General features: G+C 52.1%; 15 protein-coding genes. 1 reads left to right on the top strand and 14 read right to left on the bottom strand.

Annotation, left to right across the window (positions count from 1 at the left end; all coding sequences use genetic code 11):
• Positions 1-152: 152 nt before the first annotated feature.
• From HVZ39_RS12670 to hrpA, 6 genes are all read right to left on the bottom strand, one after another.
• Positions 153-1,421: a Y-family DNA polymerase gene (locus tag HVZ39_RS12670; RefSeq protein ID WP_181633698.1), complete on the bottom strand. Its 1,269-nt coding sequence runs from the start codon at positions 1,419-1,421 to the stop codon at positions 153-155.
• A gap of 2 nt (positions 1,422-1,423) precedes the next feature.
• A complete protein-coding gene (locus HVZ39_RS12665; RefSeq protein ID WP_016153176.1) occupies positions 1,424-1,843 on the bottom strand; it encodes a translesion error-prone DNA polymerase V autoproteolytic subunit in 420 nt (139 codons plus the stop codon).
• A gap of 171 nt (positions 1,844-2,014) precedes the next feature.
• A complete protein-coding gene (gene cybB, locus HVZ39_RS12660; protein ID WP_019076843.1) occupies positions 2,015-2,545 on the bottom strand; it encodes a cytochrome b561 in 531 nt (176 codons plus the stop codon).
• A gap of 149 nt (positions 2,546-2,694) precedes the next feature.
• Positions 2,695-4,134, bottom strand: coding sequence for an aldehyde dehydrogenase (aldA, locus tag HVZ39_RS12655; protein ID WP_181632486.1), 1,440 nt, complete (start codon positions 4,132-4,134; stop codon positions 2,695-2,697).
• Positions 4,135-4,333: 199 nt separating this feature from the next.
• Positions 4,334-5,125: a YdcF family protein gene (locus tag HVZ39_RS12650; protein WP_275943473.1), complete on the bottom strand. Its 792-nt coding sequence runs from the start codon at positions 5,123-5,125 to the stop codon at positions 4,334-4,336.
• A gap of 85 nt (positions 5,126-5,210) precedes the next feature.
• Positions 5,211-9,113 (bottom strand): ATP-dependent RNA helicase HrpA, encoded by a 3,903-nt coding sequence (hrpA, locus tag HVZ39_RS12645; protein ID WP_137380221.1) that lies wholly within the window; start codon positions 9,111-9,113, stop codon positions 5,211-5,213.
• A 201-nt stretch (positions 9,114-9,314) separates the two neighbouring features.
• Here hrpA and azoR point away from each other — a divergent pair, with 201 nt between their 5' ends.
• A complete protein-coding gene (azoR, locus tag HVZ39_RS12640) occupies positions 9,315-9,920 on the top strand; it encodes an FMN-dependent NADH-azoreductase (protein ID WP_006684422.1) in 606 nt (201 codons plus the stop codon).
• Positions 9,921-9,963: 43 nt separating this feature from the next.
• On the opposite strand, the gene HVZ39_RS12635 is transcribed toward azoR, so the two are convergent.
• The 8 genes from HVZ39_RS12635 to HVZ39_RS12600 form a co-directional block, all read right to left on the bottom strand.
• The gene (locus tag HVZ39_RS12635) at positions 9,964-10,149 is read right to left on the bottom strand and encodes a hypothetical protein (protein WP_016153181.1); all 186 of its coding nucleotides are present in this window, start codon (positions 10,147-10,149) and stop codon (positions 9,964-9,966) included.
• 98 nt (positions 10,150-10,247) lie between these two features.
• The gene (locus HVZ39_RS12630) at positions 10,248-10,649 is read right to left on the bottom strand and encodes a hypothetical protein (RefSeq protein ID WP_181632484.1); all 402 of its coding nucleotides are present in this window, start codon (positions 10,647-10,649) and stop codon (positions 10,248-10,250) included.
• Positions 10,625-11,929, bottom strand: coding sequence for a phosphatase PAP2/dual specificity phosphatase family protein (locus HVZ39_RS12625; protein ID WP_181632483.1), 1,305 nt, complete (start codon positions 11,927-11,929; stop codon positions 10,625-10,627). The genes HVZ39_RS12630 and HVZ39_RS12625 overlap by 25 nt, the downstream gene beginning before the upstream one ends.
• Complete coding sequence (locus tag HVZ39_RS12620) at positions 11,919-13,679, bottom strand: bifunctional alpha/beta hydrolase/class I SAM-dependent methyltransferase (RefSeq protein WP_181632482.1); 1,761 nt, start codon at positions 13,677-13,679, stop codon at positions 11,919-11,921. The genes HVZ39_RS12625 and HVZ39_RS12620 overlap by 11 nt, the downstream gene beginning before the upstream one ends.
• Entirely contained in the window at positions 13,672-14,313 is a 642-nt protein-coding gene (locus HVZ39_RS12615; RefSeq protein WP_047501707.1) for a lysophospholipid acyltransferase family protein, read from the bottom strand. The genes HVZ39_RS12620 and HVZ39_RS12615 overlap by 8 nt, the downstream gene beginning before the upstream one ends.
• Before the next feature lie 3 nt (positions 14,314-14,316).
• Positions 14,317-15,234 carry a phosphatidate cytidylyltransferase gene (locus HVZ39_RS12610; protein ID WP_049282413.1) on the bottom strand — a complete coding sequence of 306 codons (918 nt, stop codon included), beginning with the start codon at positions 15,232-15,234 and terminating at the stop codon, positions 14,317-14,319.
• A complete protein-coding gene (locus HVZ39_RS12605; RefSeq protein WP_181633697.1) occupies positions 15,231-15,836 on the bottom strand; it encodes a CDP-alcohol phosphatidyltransferase family protein in 606 nt (201 codons plus the stop codon). The genes HVZ39_RS12610 and HVZ39_RS12605 overlap by 4 nt, the downstream gene beginning before the upstream one ends.
• A 111-nt stretch (positions 15,837-15,947) precedes the next feature.
• Complete coding sequence (locus tag HVZ39_RS12600) at positions 15,948-16,271, bottom strand: YdbL family protein (protein WP_016156611.1); 324 nt, start codon at positions 16,269-16,271, stop codon at positions 15,948-15,950.
• Positions 16,272-16,277: the final 6 nt, after the last annotated feature.

Genomic DNA, 16,277 nt, shown 5'->3' with positions numbered 1-16,277 from the left:
TTTGTATCTTATCGAAGTATTAAAGGAGCGCTAATTTAGCCGCGCTGGAAAGGTATCCAAGGTTATGGAATCGTTGGCACTTTACAACGTCCTGTCATTGAAAGGATAATTGATCCGGTATAAATAAGGTGGGCGGAAGCCTTGTTTGGCTATCAATTTACCCGCAGCAAATCACTGTATCTCGTTGTATAACGTGGTGAAAGCATGTCTCGCTTCATCGCCCACGGCTGCTGTATCCCTTGCCCGGCAAAGTAGAGCGTTCCTTTCCCCTTTTCAGCATTAAGAGTATCCAGTAGGTCCATCAATTTATCGCTGTTATGCCGCGGGGCGTTATTATCAAAAAGATTCAGCTGTGCAACGCCAGAGCTAAAAAAATCCCCCAGCATAACGCCCGCTTTTTGATAACGTAGCCCCTCTCGCCAAACGGCGTCCAGGCTGCGCGTGGCTGCTGTAATAATGTCCCGGCTATCCTGAGTTGGCGTCAGCAGTTTTATCGATGCACTGTTACCGTAATAAGGTTCATTCAGGGCAAACGGACTGGTTTTGATAAATGTAGAGATAAACCGGCAGTACTGGTGTTCTCTGCGCAGCTTTTCCGCAGCACGTGAAGCATAGGTGCAAATGGCCTCTCTCATGGCGTTGTAATCCGTGAGTTTTTCACCAAACGATCTTGAGCAGATAATTTCCTGCTTATCCGGCGCAAACTCTTCCAGCGCCAGACAAGGCTCACCGCGCAATTCCCGGACGGTTCGCTCAAGCACGACGCTGAAATGTTTACGAATGAAGCGAATATCGGTATCCGCGAGGTCGAGAACCGTTTTAATGCCCATAACGTCCAGTTTTTTGCCGATACGGCGTCCGATGCCCCAGACTTCATCAACCGGGAGTGCTGCCATCAGCTTACGCTGGCGTTCAATATTTGAGAGATCCACGACTCCGCCCGTCTGTTCCTGCCACTTTTTGGCCGCATGGTTTGCCAGTTTGGCCAGGGTTTTGGTCTGAGCGATACCGACCCCAACCGTGAGACGTGTTTTCTGCAAAATGGTTGCTCTGATTTCCTGACCAAAATCCGTAAGATCCCTGCAGTTTCGCACGCCCGTTAAATCACAAAAGGCTTCATCAATACTGTATATCTCCACGCGTGGCGATAACTCCTCCAGAATCGACATCACCCTGCTGCTCATATCCGCATACAGCTCGTAGTTCGAACTAAAACAGAACACGCCATAGCGCCTGAACAGATCTTTCTGTTTGAAGTACGGAGCGCCCATATTAACGCCAAGCGCCTTTGCCTCTACGCTGCTGGCAATAACGCAGCCATCGTTGTTTGAAAGAACGACAACGGGCTTCCCTTTCAGATCAGGCCGGAATGCCGACTCACAGCTGGCATAAAACGCGTTAACATCCACCAGTGCAAACATCATCAGCCCGCTGCTTTAATGATAAATGTCACCACGCCAAATATATCCAGCGTGTCCTCGCTGCTAATCATGATCGGCGCGTAGGCGCTGTTCTCTGGTTTCAGCATCACAACCGGATGTAATTGCAGGCGTTTAACGGTGAATTCGCCCTCAACGGCGGCAATAACGATGTCTCCATGGGCAGGTTTTCTGGCGCTGTCGACAATCAGTAAATCGCCCTCGCCGATCCCTGCTCCCCTCATAGAGTCGCCAGATGATTTAACAAAATAGGTTGCGCTGGGATGCCGTACCAGCAGGTCATTGAGGTCGATACGTTTCTCAACGTAGTCCTGTGCAGGAGATGGAAAACCGCAGGGCACAAGATCGCTAAATAACGGAAAGTGTTTAATTTCGCGGCGTTCCGCAGGCTGGAAAAACAACATAATAATCTGCCTCTCATTTACTGTATTTATATACAGTAGTTTTAATAAGAGCAGCAATCAAGTAGCGAGTGTGATGAACTGGACGTTGTTTAACCATCTTGTCGGTAAGTTTTTATGATGTCTGGAAAAATAATCGGCTAAAAAAATACCCCGCATTTGCGGGGCATTACATCAGGAGCGTTTTCGCGGCATCATGCGCAGCAGCGTATTGTCCTTCCAGAAATAGTGGTGCATCAGGGCCGCAGCGGCATGCAGAGCAATAACAAAATAGCCCAGATTTGCCAGCGTCACGTGCCAGGACTTCAGCATATCCACTACATCAAAATTGGCCTCTGCCGCATGCGGCATAACGATGCCGAATGCAATCCACGGGTTACCCCGGTTGTACATCATCACCAGTCCAATAATCGGCAGAACAATAAACAGCAGATAGATAACCAGATGCCCCAGATGCGCCATTCCGGTCATCATCGGCTTCGGTTTTGGCACAATCGGCGGTGCCGGATATTTTAGCCTGACCAGCAGACGCGCCACCATCAGCGTTAAAATAGTGATGCCACAGGATACGTGCACCATGTTAAATAAGGGACGATAGCTGCGCGGGAAAAATCCGCGAAACTCCATAGCGCTGTAGGCCACAATGACCAACAAAAAGACCAGCCAGTGAATGCCAATTTGCAGGCCAGAATACTTATTCCCCATAACACTTCCTGAATAAAAACAATAATGCGTCACCATAACGGGCTTTTGTTAAAAATTCATTAACTTTTGCTCACCCGGCTTATTCTTATGGATCGCCAGCAAAGTGTGAGAATTGCGCCGGGTGGCGTACAGGCTCACCCGGCGAAAACTTAGGACTGCAGATACACCACCTGCGTTTGCAGATATTCGTTCAGACCGTGTTTACCGTCAGCCCCGCCAATCCCGGACTTGCGCCAGCCAGCATGAAAGCCCTGCATCGCCTCGAAGTTTTCACGATTAATATAGGTTTCGCCAAACTTCAGCCCTTTAATCGCTTTCATCGCCGTATTCAGATTCTGCGTATAGATCGATGAGGTCAGACCGTAATCGCTGTCATTGGCCATCATCAGCGCCTGTTCCAGCGTATCAAACGCTACCACCGGTAGCACCGGACCAAACGTCTCCTCGTGCATAATCGCCATATCCTGGCGCACGTCTAACAGTAACGTCGGTGGATAGTAATACCCTTTGCCGGAAACGGCCTTACCGCCCAGCACCACTCTGGCGCCTTCCTGCACCGCTCGTGCAACTTTCTGCTCTACACGCTCCAGCGCAGCGGCGTTAATCAGCGGCCCCATCGCAATATCATTGCGCTCAGCCGGATTACCAAACTGCACGGCTTTCATCGCCTCGCCCAGACGATTGACGAATTGGTCATAAATACCTTTCTGAACGTACACGCGCTCGGCACAGTTGCATACCTGTCCGGTGTTGATCACCCGCGAGTCAACAATTGCCTTTACGGCCAGTTCAAGATCGGCATCATCCATCACGATAGCCGGGGCCTTGCCACCCAACTCCAGACAAACTTTGGTGATATTTTTAGCCGCCGCAGCCATAATTTTCTCACCCGCCCCGACACTACCGGTCATGCTCACCATGGCCACCTTCGGGTTTGCGGCCAGCGCCTGACCGACCGTTTCACCACGTCCCAGTACCAGATTAAATACGCCGCGCGGCAAGCCAATATCATCAACAATTTTGGCAAAGGCGATGGCGTTATTCGGTGTAAATTCACTCGGCTTAATGACAATGGTATTACCCGTCAACAGTGCGGGAGCCAGTTTGCGGGCAATCAGGAAAAACGGAAAGTTCCACGGCAGAATGCCCGTAGTCACGCCCAAAGCGCGCTTAAACAGCAGAATATTCTCGCCCGGACGATCGCTTTGCAGGATCTCACCTTCATAGCGACGCGCCCACTCCGCCATATAATCGATATAGTCGGCGGTAAACGAGACTTCGACCTCAGCCAGTTGCTGTATTTTTCCACCCTCCGCCACAATCAGCGCGCTGATTTCACTGGCTCGCTGACGGATACCCGCAGAAATTTTGCGTAACCAGTTCGCCCGTTCAATGGCGGGCAGCGCTTCCCATTGCGGCTGAGCGCGCTGTGCAGCATCGATCGCTTTACACGCATCCTCGGCACGTCCATCGGGAATACGCGAGATCACCTCTTCCGTGGCCGGATTGACGACATCAATCCAGGCATCATCGTGCCAGGTCACAAACTGCCCATCGATATACATAGGATGTTGTACGGGTACTGACATGCGGCTCTCCTGTGATTGATTTGTTTTTAACAAGTAAAACTATTGTTAATTAATATCAATCATGCAGGTCGTATTATGGCTGGAGTGGCTGTTCTGTGAGCGGCTTCATAAAAGCGTCTGGCAAAGTGATGATGAAGGGAAAAAACAGGTGTGATTTTTGCCCGTTTGCCGCAAAACGCCGACAAACGGGCAACAGGAATTACAGAGAGCGGCTCTCCAGTAAGTCAGTCAGCACGATGTCATTTTGCAACTGCTGCCAGGCTTGCTCAACGTTCTGAGGAATATCAACATGGGCAATAAAATCGCGGCCACAAGGCCCATAACCGGTGGCATCATCACGCAGGCGAGGAAGTTCACCGGTTATGAGAGACAGATAGCGATCCACTGACCACAAACCTTCTGCTGCTGGCACAAAATCCACGCCGTCTTGCTGTTGGGCCAGCTCAGGGATGAATCCAGGGAAACTCAACCAGCGCGGCGCATGCGGCTCATCGCGGGTTACACGCTGAAAGGTTGCCATCGTGCGACGTTGCATAGTGGGATCCTGTACCACAATGACGGTATGAATACTTTCCGTCGCCTGATTCAATAATGCACAGCTAAAACGGGCATTCTCACCGCAGTTTGTTGACTGGTCTTCCACCCAAATTTTCTCCCCCGGGATTTGCCAGAACTGATGTGCGATATCGGCAAGGATCGCCGCTTCCGCGCGCCCGGTGGTACGAATGATGTTGTAACGAGGATGCTCTGCAATCGCGTCATACAGAAATCGTGTGGAATGACCGATGCCACCGCTAATCAACAGGGGAACCTGTTGCTCTTTCGCGATCCGGCAGGCGGCATCGATGGTCGGAATAACCGCGTTCCCTGCCAGAATCACGCAATCTGACTGAACGGTGATATTCCCCGTAAAATCATTCTGCGCCAACCATCGCCCTACGGTATTGATCGCCGCAAGCGTGGTTACGGAAAGTGTCGGAAACTGGCTCATACTCATGACTCCTGATCTTAATACTTTATCGGGTTGCATACCGGGCGGTGACGTCACCTTACCCGGTATGCTGTCTGGTACCGATTTATCCCGAAATTTGCTCCATCGCCTGCAAAATACGTTTATCGGAAATCGGATACGGCGTACCAAGCTGCTGGGCAAAATAGCTGACGCGCAGCTCTTCTATCATCCAGCGGATCTCTTTGACATCGTCATCTTCACGGCGCGCGGGAGGCAGTTTATTGAACCACTGCTGCCAGGCTTGCTGCACACTATCTACTTTCAGCATCTGCGCACGGTCACGATGCGGATCGATAGCCAGTTTTTCCAGACGCTTTTCGATAGCCTGCAAATAACGCAGCGTATCGCCCAGACGCTTGAAACCATTGCCGGTAACAAATCCACGGTACACCAGCCCGCCCATCTGCGATTTGATATCCGCAAGCCCCAGCGCCATGGTCATATCCACGCGCCCTTTCAGACGTTTGTTGATATTAAACACTGCGGTCAGAATTTGTTCGACCTGCTTAGCAATATCCACCACCGTATCGTTCAGTTCAGCCCGCACTTTTTCATGCAGCGCCGCAAAGCCTTCTTCGGTCCACACCGGACCACCGTTGGCGTCGATCAGTTGATCCACACCACAGGATATACAGTCGTCAATCAAATCCAGCACTTTACCGTACGGGTTAAAATACAGCCCCAGCTTGGCTTTGTTGGGCAGTTTCTCATGCAAATATTTGATTGGTGAAGGAATATTCAACAACAACAGGCGGCGTAAACCGCACCACATCGCCTGCTGTTGCTCCAGCGGGTTATCAAACAGTTTGATGGCAACGCTGTCACGCTCATCCACCAGCGCTGGCCAGGCTTTGACCTTATAGTTGCCGCGTTTTTGCTCGTAACTCTCCGGAAGCTGACCGAAGCTCCAGATGTGCAACCCGCTCTGTTCGATACCGTCATCCGCCACCGCAGACAATGTTTCCTGAACTTTACCCTTCAGTGTGTCTTTCAGATCCTGCAGCGAACGTCCTTCCTGCAGCTTTTTGTTCTTATCATCCACTACCCGGAAGGTGATTTTTAGGTGATCGGGCACCTGATCCCAATGCCAGTCTTCACGGTCAACGGTCACGCCGGTCATGCGGCGCAGTTCACGCTCCAGCGAGTCGAGCAGCGGCAGTTCCAGCGGCGTGACGCGGCCTAAAAACGCTTCCGCATAGTTCGGCGCGGGCACAAAGTTGCGTCGTACCGGTTTCGGCAGAGACTTAATCAGGGCGATAACCAGTTCACGGCGCAGCCCCGGAATTTGCCATTCAAAACCGCTCTCTTCGATCTGATTGAGCAGCGGGAGCGGAATATGTACGGTCACACCGTCCGCATCGGCTCCGGGTTCGAACTGGTAACTTAACCGTAGTTTGAGATTGCCCTGATGCCAGAAGTTCGGGTAATCCAGCTTACTGATTTTTTCCGCGCCCTCTTTGATGAGCATGCTCTTTTCAAAGTTGAGCAGATCCGGCGTTTCACGGCTGATCTTTTTCCACCAGCTGTCAAAGTGACGCGCGGAGACTACATCATGGCTGATGCGTTGGTCGTAAAACTCAAATAGCGTCTCATCATCAACCAGAATGTCGCGACGGCGCGATTTGTGCTCTAACTCTTCCACCTCAGCGCGTAACTTCAAATTGTCACGGAAAAACGCATGGCGCGTTTGCCAGTCGCCTTCCACCAGCGCATGGCGGATGAACAGTTCACGCGACAACGCGGGATCAATCTGGCTGTAGTTCACCTTACGGGCTGCAACAATCGGTAAACCGTAGACGGTAACCTTTTCTGTTGCCATCACCGCGCCCTGCGCACGTTCCCAGTGCGGTTCACTGTATGAACGTTTGATCAGATGCTGGGCAACCGGTTCGACCCACTCAGGATCGATGCGTGCAGCAATACGTCCCCACAGGCGGCTGGTTTCCACCAGCTCCGCTACCATCGTCCACTTCGGCGGTTTTTTAAATAGACCAGAGCCTGGGAAGATCGAGAAGCGAGCGTTACGCGCCCCGGTAAATTCCTGTTTATCGGCATCTTTCATCCCGATATGTGACAGTAAACCGGTCAGCAACGCGACGTGGATCTCTCTGTATTCAGCGGGTTCGCTGTTAACAGGAATCCCCAACTCTTTCACCACCTGGCGCAGTTGCGTGTAGATATCCTGCCATTCACGCACGCGCAGGTAGTTCAGAAAATCAAGTTTGCACTGACGACGGAACTGGTTTGACGACAGCGCTTTCTGCTGCTCGCCGAGATAGTTCCACAGATTCACAAATGCGAGGAAATCAGACTCTTTGTCGTGGAAACGGCGATGCTTCTCGTCGGAGGCCTGCTGCTTGTCCATCGGGCGCTCGCGCGGATCCTGAATAGACAGCGCCGAGGTGATAATCATCGCCTCACGTACGCAGCCATGTTTTTGCGCTTCCAGCACCATGCGAGCCAGGCGTGGATCCACCGGCAGTTGCGAGAGCTGACGGCCCAATGGCGTCAGTTTGTAAGCGGTTGCCTGTTCGTCGGTGGTTATCGCCCCCAGTTCTTCGAGCAGGCGTACACCGTCCTGAATGTTACGTTTATCCGGCGCTTCAACAAACGGAAACGCCGCGATATCGCCCAGCCCCAAGGCGGTCATCTGCAAAATAACGGACGCCAGGTTGGTACGCAGGATCTCCGGGTCGGTAAACTCCGGGCGCGACAGGAAATCGTCTTCAGAATACAGACGAATACAGATCCCCTCCGAAACACGACCGCAACGGCCTTTACGCTGGTTGGCAGAGGCCTGCGACACCGGTTCAATCGGCAAGCGCTGAACTTTGGTGCGGTAACTGTAACGGCTGATACGCGCAGTACCCGGATCAATCACATACTTGATCCCCGGAACGGTGAGCGAGGTTTCCGCCACGTTGGTCGCCAGCACGATACGGCGACCGCTGTGCGACTGGAACACACGATTCTGCTCGCTGTTGGAAAGACGCGCATAAAGCGGTAGCACTTCGGTATGGCGCAAATCCAGCTTATTCAGCGCATCGGCGGTATCGCGGATTTCGCGCTCGCCGCTCATGAAGATCAAAATGTCGCCCTGACTTTCACGGCCTAACTCATCTACGGCATCAAAAATTGCCTGCAATTGGTCACGCTCGGTGTCATCTGCGTCTTCAACAATTGGACGATAGCGAACTTCCACCGGATAGGTTCGACCAGAGACTTCGATAATCGGTGCATTATTGAAATGCTTTGAAAAACGCTCCGGATCGATGGTTGCCGAAGTGATGATAATTTTTAGATCCGGACGGCGCGGCAGAAGCTCTTTCAGATAGCCGAGCAGAAAATCGATATTCAGGCTGCGCTCATGCGCTTCATCGATGATGATGGTGTCGTACTGCATCAGCAGCCGATCCTGCTGGATTTCCGCCAGCAAGATACCGTCCGTCATCAGCTTAACCATGGTGTTGTCGCTGACATGATCGCTAAAACGGACTTTATAACCGATACAACCGCCCGGCTCGGTTTGCAGCTCTTCTGCAATACGGTTCGCCACGGTACGCGCCGCCAGACGACGCGGCTGGGTATGGCCGATCAGCCCTTTTACCCCGCGCCCGAGCTCCATACAGATTTTGGGTAACTGAGTGGTTTTCCCTGACCCCGTTTCCCCGGCGACAATCACCACCTGGTTATCGCGTATCGCTTCCAGAATATCCTGTTTTTTCTGACTGACGGGCAGGTTTTCCGGGTAGCTGATGACCGGACGCGCGGCTTCACGCAGCACAACTTTACCTGCAGCGTGATCAATCTCTTTTGCCATCTCCTGGTAAATGGCCTGTTGTGCATCAGGATTTTTAACCTTCTTCACGCCCTGCAGGCGGCGGGCAAAACGCTGTCTGTCACGCAGCATCAGTGAATCCAGCTGTTGCTGCAACATGTTGAAGGTTAATTTTTGTTGTTCTGTCATAGCGTTAAAAGGCAGTGCTCTGCCGGGTTAAATCTCTTTTAGATGATAGGTATAGAGTACCACATCAGCGCTTTTCATGTGTTGTTCAATAATTTCGAACATAGGATTCGATATATTGCGCTATCACTGCGACAGGATTGTGAATAAAGTGTCAACAAGCAACGGGGCACTCCCCCTTCAAACACATAAAAGGAAACACCCATGAGCAAGGTATTAGTTCTTAAATCCAGTATTCTGGCAGGGTACTCTCAGTCTGGTCAGTTGTCTGATTATTTTGTTGAACAGTGGCGTGAAAAGCACTCCGCTGATGAAATCACCGTCCGTGACCTGGCTGCAAATCCTGTTCCGGTACTGGATGGCGAACTAGTGGGTGCGCTGCGCCCGAGCGATGCACCGCTGACACCGCGTCAGCAGGAAGCGCTGGCGTTGTCCGATGAGCTGATTGCTGAGCTGAAAGCGCATGATGTGATTGTTATCGCCGCGCCGATGTATAACTTCAACATCCCAACCCAGCTGAAAAACTATTTCGATCTGATTGCCCGTGCAGGTGTGACTTTCCGTTATACCGAGAAAGGTCCGGAAGGTCTGGTGACGGGTAAACGCGCAGTCGTATTGACCAGCCGTGGTGGTATCCATAAAGATACGCCGACCGACCTGATCACGCCGTATCTGAACGTATTCCTGGGCTTTATCGGCATCACCGACGTGAACGTCGTCTTTGCTGAAGGCATTGCGTACGGCCCGGAAGTGGCGTCCAAAGCGCAGTCCGATGCGAAAGCCGCTATCGACAGCGTCGTCGCTGCCTGATAATTCACCCTCTCACCATCCGGTGGGAGGGTTTCTCCAGCATTTACTTCTTTACCTGCACCTGTTTGCCGTGAATGCGGTTAATATCACGCCAGATGGTTGCATAATCTCTGCACTTCGCCAGATTCTCTTCCCAGCAATGCAGCAAAAATTGTTCTGGCTCGGCAACATCCCGGCTTAACAGCTTGAATATCCAACGATTCCAGACATACCACTTGAAAAGCCACATGATTTCACTCCGCAACGCGACCGGTGTTGAACTATATCAGCCTCAGTTTGATGCCGTGTGGCAACTATTGCGATGTCGATGAATAAGTCAGATGAATACTACATTAGCAGCACCAACCAGAAAGCCCACAGAACTGTAACAAGACAGAGCGTTTTTCGACATTGTCGCAATGCACCTGACTGGCGTTCAGCCAGCGTCAGGGCTTTCAGCCGTTCGCGTCGCCAGATAAAGTACAAAGCGTTTCCGGCCTGCTTGTTGTTTTGCTTATTAATCAGCGAAAAATAGCGCTGGTCGAGCCACAGTCGCCAACAACCAAACCAGACCACAGCGCACAGCAATGCAATGACGGCGCGCACGACACCTGGTGAAGCAACAAACAGCGCCCACACCATCGGCGGGAGGGAAAAAAGCAGAATGAAGCGCCAGCTTGCCAGCGTGTGCCGTAGCAAAGCGTGCTGAAGCACCTCAGCATCTGTTACATTGTCACTTTCCGTTGCCATTGTTGCAGCATCTCCAGATGTTTATCAGTCAGCACCACATGTGGTCGACTTGCTCGAATTTGCACCACGGCATGCTCTACCGTCGGCGCATGGCCATAACGCAACAGCCACGCTGCGACCACCATTGCACTGCGCGACAATCCTAAGGCACAGTGCACCAGCACAGTTCCCTGCCGCACACGCAGAGTTTCCAGACTGTCCACCGCCTGCTGTAGCTCGGCTTCATGTGGGATCACTAAATCCAGCATCGGTACACAATGATAAGTGTGCGAGGCTGTCGCCCGTCCACGCGAAAACTCAAAGGTTAAGTCGAGCACCGCCTTTTGCGCCGGCGCGCAGCGCGGAAAACTGCCGAGATATACGCCAGCCACAATCGGACTTACTGCCGGTATACGGCGGGTGAACCAGAGCATCGACAGCCACATTCCTGAACGCCACGGTAATGATAGCCAGTAAACAGAGGGAGGCAGTCGACCCTGTAAATCTTTGGCCGTCACCACCGCGCCGAATCCAGCGTAACCGCAGCCGACCATCAACAAGGCCAGCGCTGGCCATAACAACCATGGCGTCAGCAACGCAGCGGTAATAAAACATAATGCCGAGCCCAGCAGGTAGCGGCGCATCAGCCTCAGACAGGCTACATCCGGTTTGCACCAGCGCCAGCGGCATTGTTCCGGTACCATCCAGTCAATCAGCATGCCAGCCACCAGCCCGGTAATAATATCGATAAAGTGATGCTGCCAGGTGGTCAACACCGATAGCGCGATCAGTAAAGACCAGCCATCGCACAGTCTGCGCCAGCCGCCGGACAAATGGCGACTGAAATGCCGCCACAGCAGCCAGCAGAGAATGATATGCAGCGACGGCGACTGGTTATAGGGCAGATCGAACTGTTCGAGCTGTGCAAACAGCCAACCCGCCGCGCCCGTCACTTCGGGGCGGGTAAAGCTAAACTGTAACGGGAACAGTAAAAAACCGCCGCAGGCAATCAACGATGCCAGTACCAGTCTGAGCACCAATCGACGCTGCTCGAAACGCGTGGTGCAAACAAACAGGGATAACCCGTAAAACAGATCCAGACTCCAGTACGGGATGATGGTCCACGGAATAAAAGGAATGGCAGATTCCCAACCAAAGACGATGCTACCAACGTTCTGATACTGAGCATCTTGCCAGGCGGTAAGCTGATTCACCTTGCCGTACGTAAGGAAAAAAAATGGTGCCAGCAGCAGTAACCAGCCCACCGCCTGCACCATAACTTTACGCTGTTCAGGAAGCACGGCGTACCGCCATAGAAACGGTGAAAATCCCCCATTCATCAATCAGTTGGGTGCACTTCTCAAAGCCCGCCTCGCGAATCAACGCATCCATTTCACCCTGCGTACGCACGCGCATAACCCATGCTTTGCCGTCTTTATGACTGGTCAGCGACCAGGCTATCGTTTTAAGCTGCGGATGCCACGGCTGCCCGGTGTATATCAATAGGCCCCCTGGCGCTATCGCATCTGCAAGCCCGGCCAGAGAGTTTTTAACCAGCAAATTATCTGGAAAAAGCTCGTACAAACCAGAGACAATCCCCAGAGTAGGACGAGGTTCCAATGCCGCCAGTTCTTCACGGTTGAAGGCATCGCCTTGTTCAAAGCGTGCAATGTCAGTCAGACCTCTGCTGGCGATCATTTCCCGCCCTATATTCACATTCAATTTACTGTAATCGCGCAGTAAAATTGAGCGTACCGCCGATTCGCCAGCCAACGCATCGAACACATAACGCCCGTGTCCGGCAGCAATATCCACCACATGTACCGGCGTGCCCTGCTCCGCCAGTTGTGCGACCGCCTGGCTAATCAACATCTGCAGATGAATCTTACGTTGACGGATCCCTTTCCAGCCCACGCTATTGAGGTAGTTTTTGTCAATCAAACGCCCCAGCGCGCTGCTGCCCTGCGGCTGATTACGATAGACGTAATCCAGCGTACTCCCCGAATCAAAGCCGGTTTCAAATCCCAGACGAACTCCTGCCGATTGTGTCCCGAGAAGCTTCATGCCATAGCGCAGGCCACGATACGCAATGTCGTCGAGAGAATATGGCGCGGGTCCCCCGCTGAGCATCCGCCAGGTATCAGCGCCAGGGCTCCAGCGATCTTCGTTGCTGTAATCAAAACGCTGCAGTGGCATAGCATATAAGGTGGTAATGAAATTACGCATTTTGTCGAACGCCAGATGCCGGTCTTTCTCCCCCAGCGTATCGTGATAAAACCCCGGCAACACGTGCAGCTCCTTGAGAGGATTTCTCAGGCGCTGATAAAAATCAATTTGCGGCTGGCGATGCACGACAAAATCATCCCCGGACACCAGCAATTGCACAGGCATCGTAATGGCGGCGGCATCGCTGACAATGCGTTCTGCTGTTTTGTAGAGATCCAGCAGAATGTTCACCGCAATGGCACGGGTGATCTGGGTATCAAGATTAAAGCTCGCTACACGATCGACATCGTGCGTCAGGTATTTTCCTTTAACATAAGAGTTAACGAAAAACAGACCGCGCAGTCGTTGCATCAGCGCCAGTCCAGGACGGGCAAACGGCACATACAATTTAACTTTGAAAGCCGGTGATGCCAGTACTAATCCACGAATAGCGGGGGCATAGTCATGAGCCCAGGTTGCGGCCAATACCGCGCCAACGCTCTGAGCCACGACCACCACATCTTCCATTGCGGCATGACTGTCAGCGGCAGCGAAACGCACAAACTCTTCAACATCCTGTACCGAACGCGCCAGAGAAGGGCTATAGCCGCGCTGGCCTGGAGAGTGGCCGTGACCACGAGCATCCCAGGCATAGAATGCGGTGTCCGGCATCGCCAGCTCATCCACAATATGCTGCAACCGTCCGGAATGTTCGTGACCGCGATGGAACATGACGATCACTTTCGTCGTCGACCCCGGCGCCGTAGCCGGCCAGTGGCGGAAAAACAGTTCAGTGTTGTCGCTGGTCACAAAATGTCGTTCGTCAGGTATTCGTGTATTAGTCATGCGAATGTAATCCTTTAGTTTGTTGCTCCAACAGCAACAGTTGCTGTCTGAGTCCGTTCATAAAGAGGTGTTTATCCCCATGAAAATGCAACGTTCTGCCAATATTGACGTCAATAAACAGCGGCAGCGGTATACGGTTCCCTTTCGCCATCACAGATTCTGTGCCACGTAGCCAGACGGGAATGATCGGTACCTCCGGTACATGCTGGCTCAGATGCCACAATCCAGATTTCAACGATGACAATTTTCCAGGTTCACCCCGCGTACCTTCCGGAAAGAGGATCAGAATCTTTCCGTCGCGTAATGCCTGTTCACACTGCGCTAACGGATTAGTTTCTCCGCCTTTTCGCGAAATGGGAATAATGTTGAGAATATTTAGCGCAAACCAGGCCATTGCTTTATTACGCAGGAAATAGTCAGCGGCAGCCACCGGATGGACCGACGACTGGCGGCGCAGCGGAAAGAGCGAAAGCAGCGCAAAAACATCCATATGGCTGTTGTGATTGGCAACGATAATTGCCGGACCGCATGCAGGTAAACGTTCCCGGTGCTTGATACGTAACCCCAGCCACAGCCAAATCACCGGCCAGACAATACACAGCGTAAACAGCGTTCGCAGAATTGAACTCAGCATAAGTTAGTAGCAAAAGTAACGAATGAAATGGAAAAATACCGGCGCGGTGAAGATCAGAGAATCCAGCCGGTCAAGGATCCCACCATGACCCGGCAGCAATGTTCCGCTGTCCTTCACGCCGATATCGCGTTTGATTGCTGACATCACCACATCCCCACAAAAGCCACTGATGCCGATAATAAAACCCGCCAACAATGACAATGGAATGCTTAACGGCGTCATCAGTGGCCCAAGCAGCGCCGCCATCAGCGTGGTGGTCGCTACTCCGCCGACCAGTCCCGCCAGCGTCTTATTAGGACTGACTTTGGGCATGACTTTGATGCGCCCAATTGATTTACCCCAAAGGTACTGCGCAATATCGTTGAATTCCGTTAAGCCAACCAGGAACAGCACCAGCAATGCACCGGTTTGTTTGCCGTCATCAGGCAGAACCAGCAAAAAAGCGACATGGCTGAAGGCAAACACGGTAGTCATCAGGCTCCAGTGATGCTGCGAGGCGTAGCGCAAGAAGCCATGAGTATCGCCCGCAATGACCATCCGCACGGGTAAGAATAAAAAAGCGTAGACCGGGATAAACACCACAAACATACCGTACCAGTTAATGCCAATCAGCCAGTAGTTAATCGGAATAGCAATGAACATCCACAGCAACGGCATGCGATCGGTCTGACGCGACGGCACCAGCGTTAAAAACTCCTTTAACGCCATGAAGCTGACCAGCGCGAAAAAGATCAGTGCCAACCAGTGTGGGCTTAAAATCGCAAGAGAAAACAGGATGATGATTAGCCACCAGGTGCGAATACGTAATGTCAGTTCCCGCCAGTCTTTATCCGGCCGTCGCCACACCAGCAAGCCATTCACCACCGTTGCAACCAGCAGCAGTGCAAAAATGACCGCAAGTGACTGCTCCAGCAGCATCATTTCGTCCCCTCTTCGCATAATGCGCTCTTACAGCGATTAACCACCGTCCATAGCAGCAGGAGGGTAGCAATACCCCACAACACATTGTTCCACTGTACAAGCTGCGGCCACAGAGTCAGTGCCAGGCCCCATGCGCCAAATACCAGCGCCCGGTCACTTTTGCCCAGCGGTCCGGCATAGCTGCGAACACCATTAATCGTTTGCGCCAGAACGCCGCAAAACTCCGTCATTACCGCACAAAACAGCATCACCATAACCAGTATTACGTTACTGTCAGGGAGAAGCATAAACGGCAGATAAAGCGCTATATCAGAAAGAATATCCCCGCTTTCGTTTAGAATAGCCCCAAGGCGCGATTGTTGGTGACATTCACGCGCCAGCATGCCGTCGAGCGCATTAAGCGCCATTCGGATAAACAGCACGATGGGCAGAAGAACAAAATATTCGGGTTGGGGGAAAATCACCAGTACGCCGCCGGTCACAAAAGAAAGCGCCATTGCGGCGAGAGTTACGTGATTCGCCGTGACGCCATTCTTATGCAGCCAAAACATCAATGGGCGTAAAAGAGTCTGAAAGGCGGGCTTGATCTGATAAAGCGTCATCATCGCTCCTTGATAATTTGCGGTCTTGACTATAGTGAATTAATTATCAATACCCGCCTAATACTTTCCTTTGGAGTAAAAACAAATCGGATTCTATCTACAACTTCGTCATTATTTTCTCAACCACTTACCATTGATGCCCTGGACGTACTCCCCTGGTTTAGCCCGAGCGACCAGCTTTTGTCCAGCCATTTTCGCCACTTCATCTGGAGGAATGTTATTGCTCTCAGCCAGTTGCTGATAGCTGGCGCTGCGTGCTTTATTAATCTCACTCACCAGCGCCTGCGTTTCGGCGTCGGTTTGCAATGCCACCAGATAACCATTAAGCGTTTCGCCCACCCGCCCCTGGGATCTGGCTTCATTCAAGGTCAATGCCCACCCATTGCCACTGAATAAACTCAATGCCACCAGGATCACTGCAAGCTGTTTTTTCATCGTGAC

The organism is Citrobacter sp. RHB35-C21 (genome assembly GCF_013816515.1).
Taxonomy (GTDB): Bacteria; Pseudomonadota; Gammaproteobacteria; order Enterobacterales; family Enterobacteriaceae; genus Citrobacter; species Citrobacter braakii.
Note: the sequence above shows the minus strand (reverse complement) of the source record. Positions and strands in the feature narration are given on the sequence as shown.

What these genes read in the sequence shown, in the direction of transcription:
- HVZ39_RS12670 (WP_181633698.1), bottom strand. Translation starts at nt 1,421, where the DNA reads ATGTTTGCACTGGTGGATGTTAACGCGTTTTATGCCAGCTGTGAGTCG.
- HVZ39_RS12665 (WP_016153176.1), bottom strand. Translation starts at nt 1,843, where the DNA reads ATGTTGTTTTTCCAGCCTGCGGAACGCCGCGAAATTAAACACTTTCCG.
- cybB (WP_019076843.1), bottom strand. Translation starts at nt 2,545, where the DNA reads ATGGGGAATAAGTATTCTGGCCTGCAAATTGGCATTCACTGGCTGGTC.
- aldA (WP_181632486.1), bottom strand. Translation starts at nt 4,134, where the DNA reads ATGTCAGTACCCGTACAACATCCTATGTATATCGATGGGCAGTTTGTG.
- HVZ39_RS12650 (WP_275943473.1), bottom strand. Translation starts at nt 5,125, where the DNA reads ATGAGCCAGTTTCCGACACTTTCCGTAACCACGCTTGCGGCGATCAAT.
- hrpA (WP_137380221.1), bottom strand. Translation starts at nt 9,113, where the DNA reads ATGACAGAACAACAAAAATTAACCTTCAACATGTTGCAGCAACAGCTG.
- azoR (WP_006684422.1), top strand. Translation starts at nt 9,315, where the DNA reads ATGAGCAAGGTATTAGTTCTTAAATCCAGTATTCTGGCAGGGTACTCT.
- HVZ39_RS12635 (WP_016153181.1), bottom strand. Translation starts at nt 10,149, where the DNA reads ATGTGGCTTTTCAAGTGGTATGTCTGGAATCGTTGGATATTCAAGCTG.
- HVZ39_RS12630 (WP_181632484.1), bottom strand. Translation starts at nt 10,649, where the DNA reads ATGGCAACGGAAAGTGACAATGTAACAGATGCTGAGGTGCTTCAGCAC.
- HVZ39_RS12620 (WP_181632482.1), bottom strand. Translation starts at nt 13,679, where the DNA reads ATGACTAATACACGAATACCTGACGAACGACATTTTGTGACCAGCGAC.
- HVZ39_RS12615 (WP_047501707.1), bottom strand. Translation starts at nt 14,313, where the DNA reads ATGCTGAGTTCAATTCTGCGAACGCTGTTTACGCTGTGTATTGTCTGG.
- HVZ39_RS12610 (WP_049282413.1), bottom strand. Translation starts at nt 15,234, where the DNA reads ATGATGCTGCTGGAGCAGTCACTTGCGGTCATTTTTGCACTGCTGCTG.
- HVZ39_RS12605 (WP_181633697.1), bottom strand. Translation starts at nt 15,836, where the DNA reads ATGACGCTTTATCAGATCAAGCCCGCCTTTCAGACTCTTTTACGCCCA.
- HVZ39_RS12600 (WP_016156611.1), bottom strand. Translation starts at nt 16,271, where the DNA reads ATGAAAAAACAGCTTGCAGTGATCCTGGTGGCATTGAGTTTATTCAGT.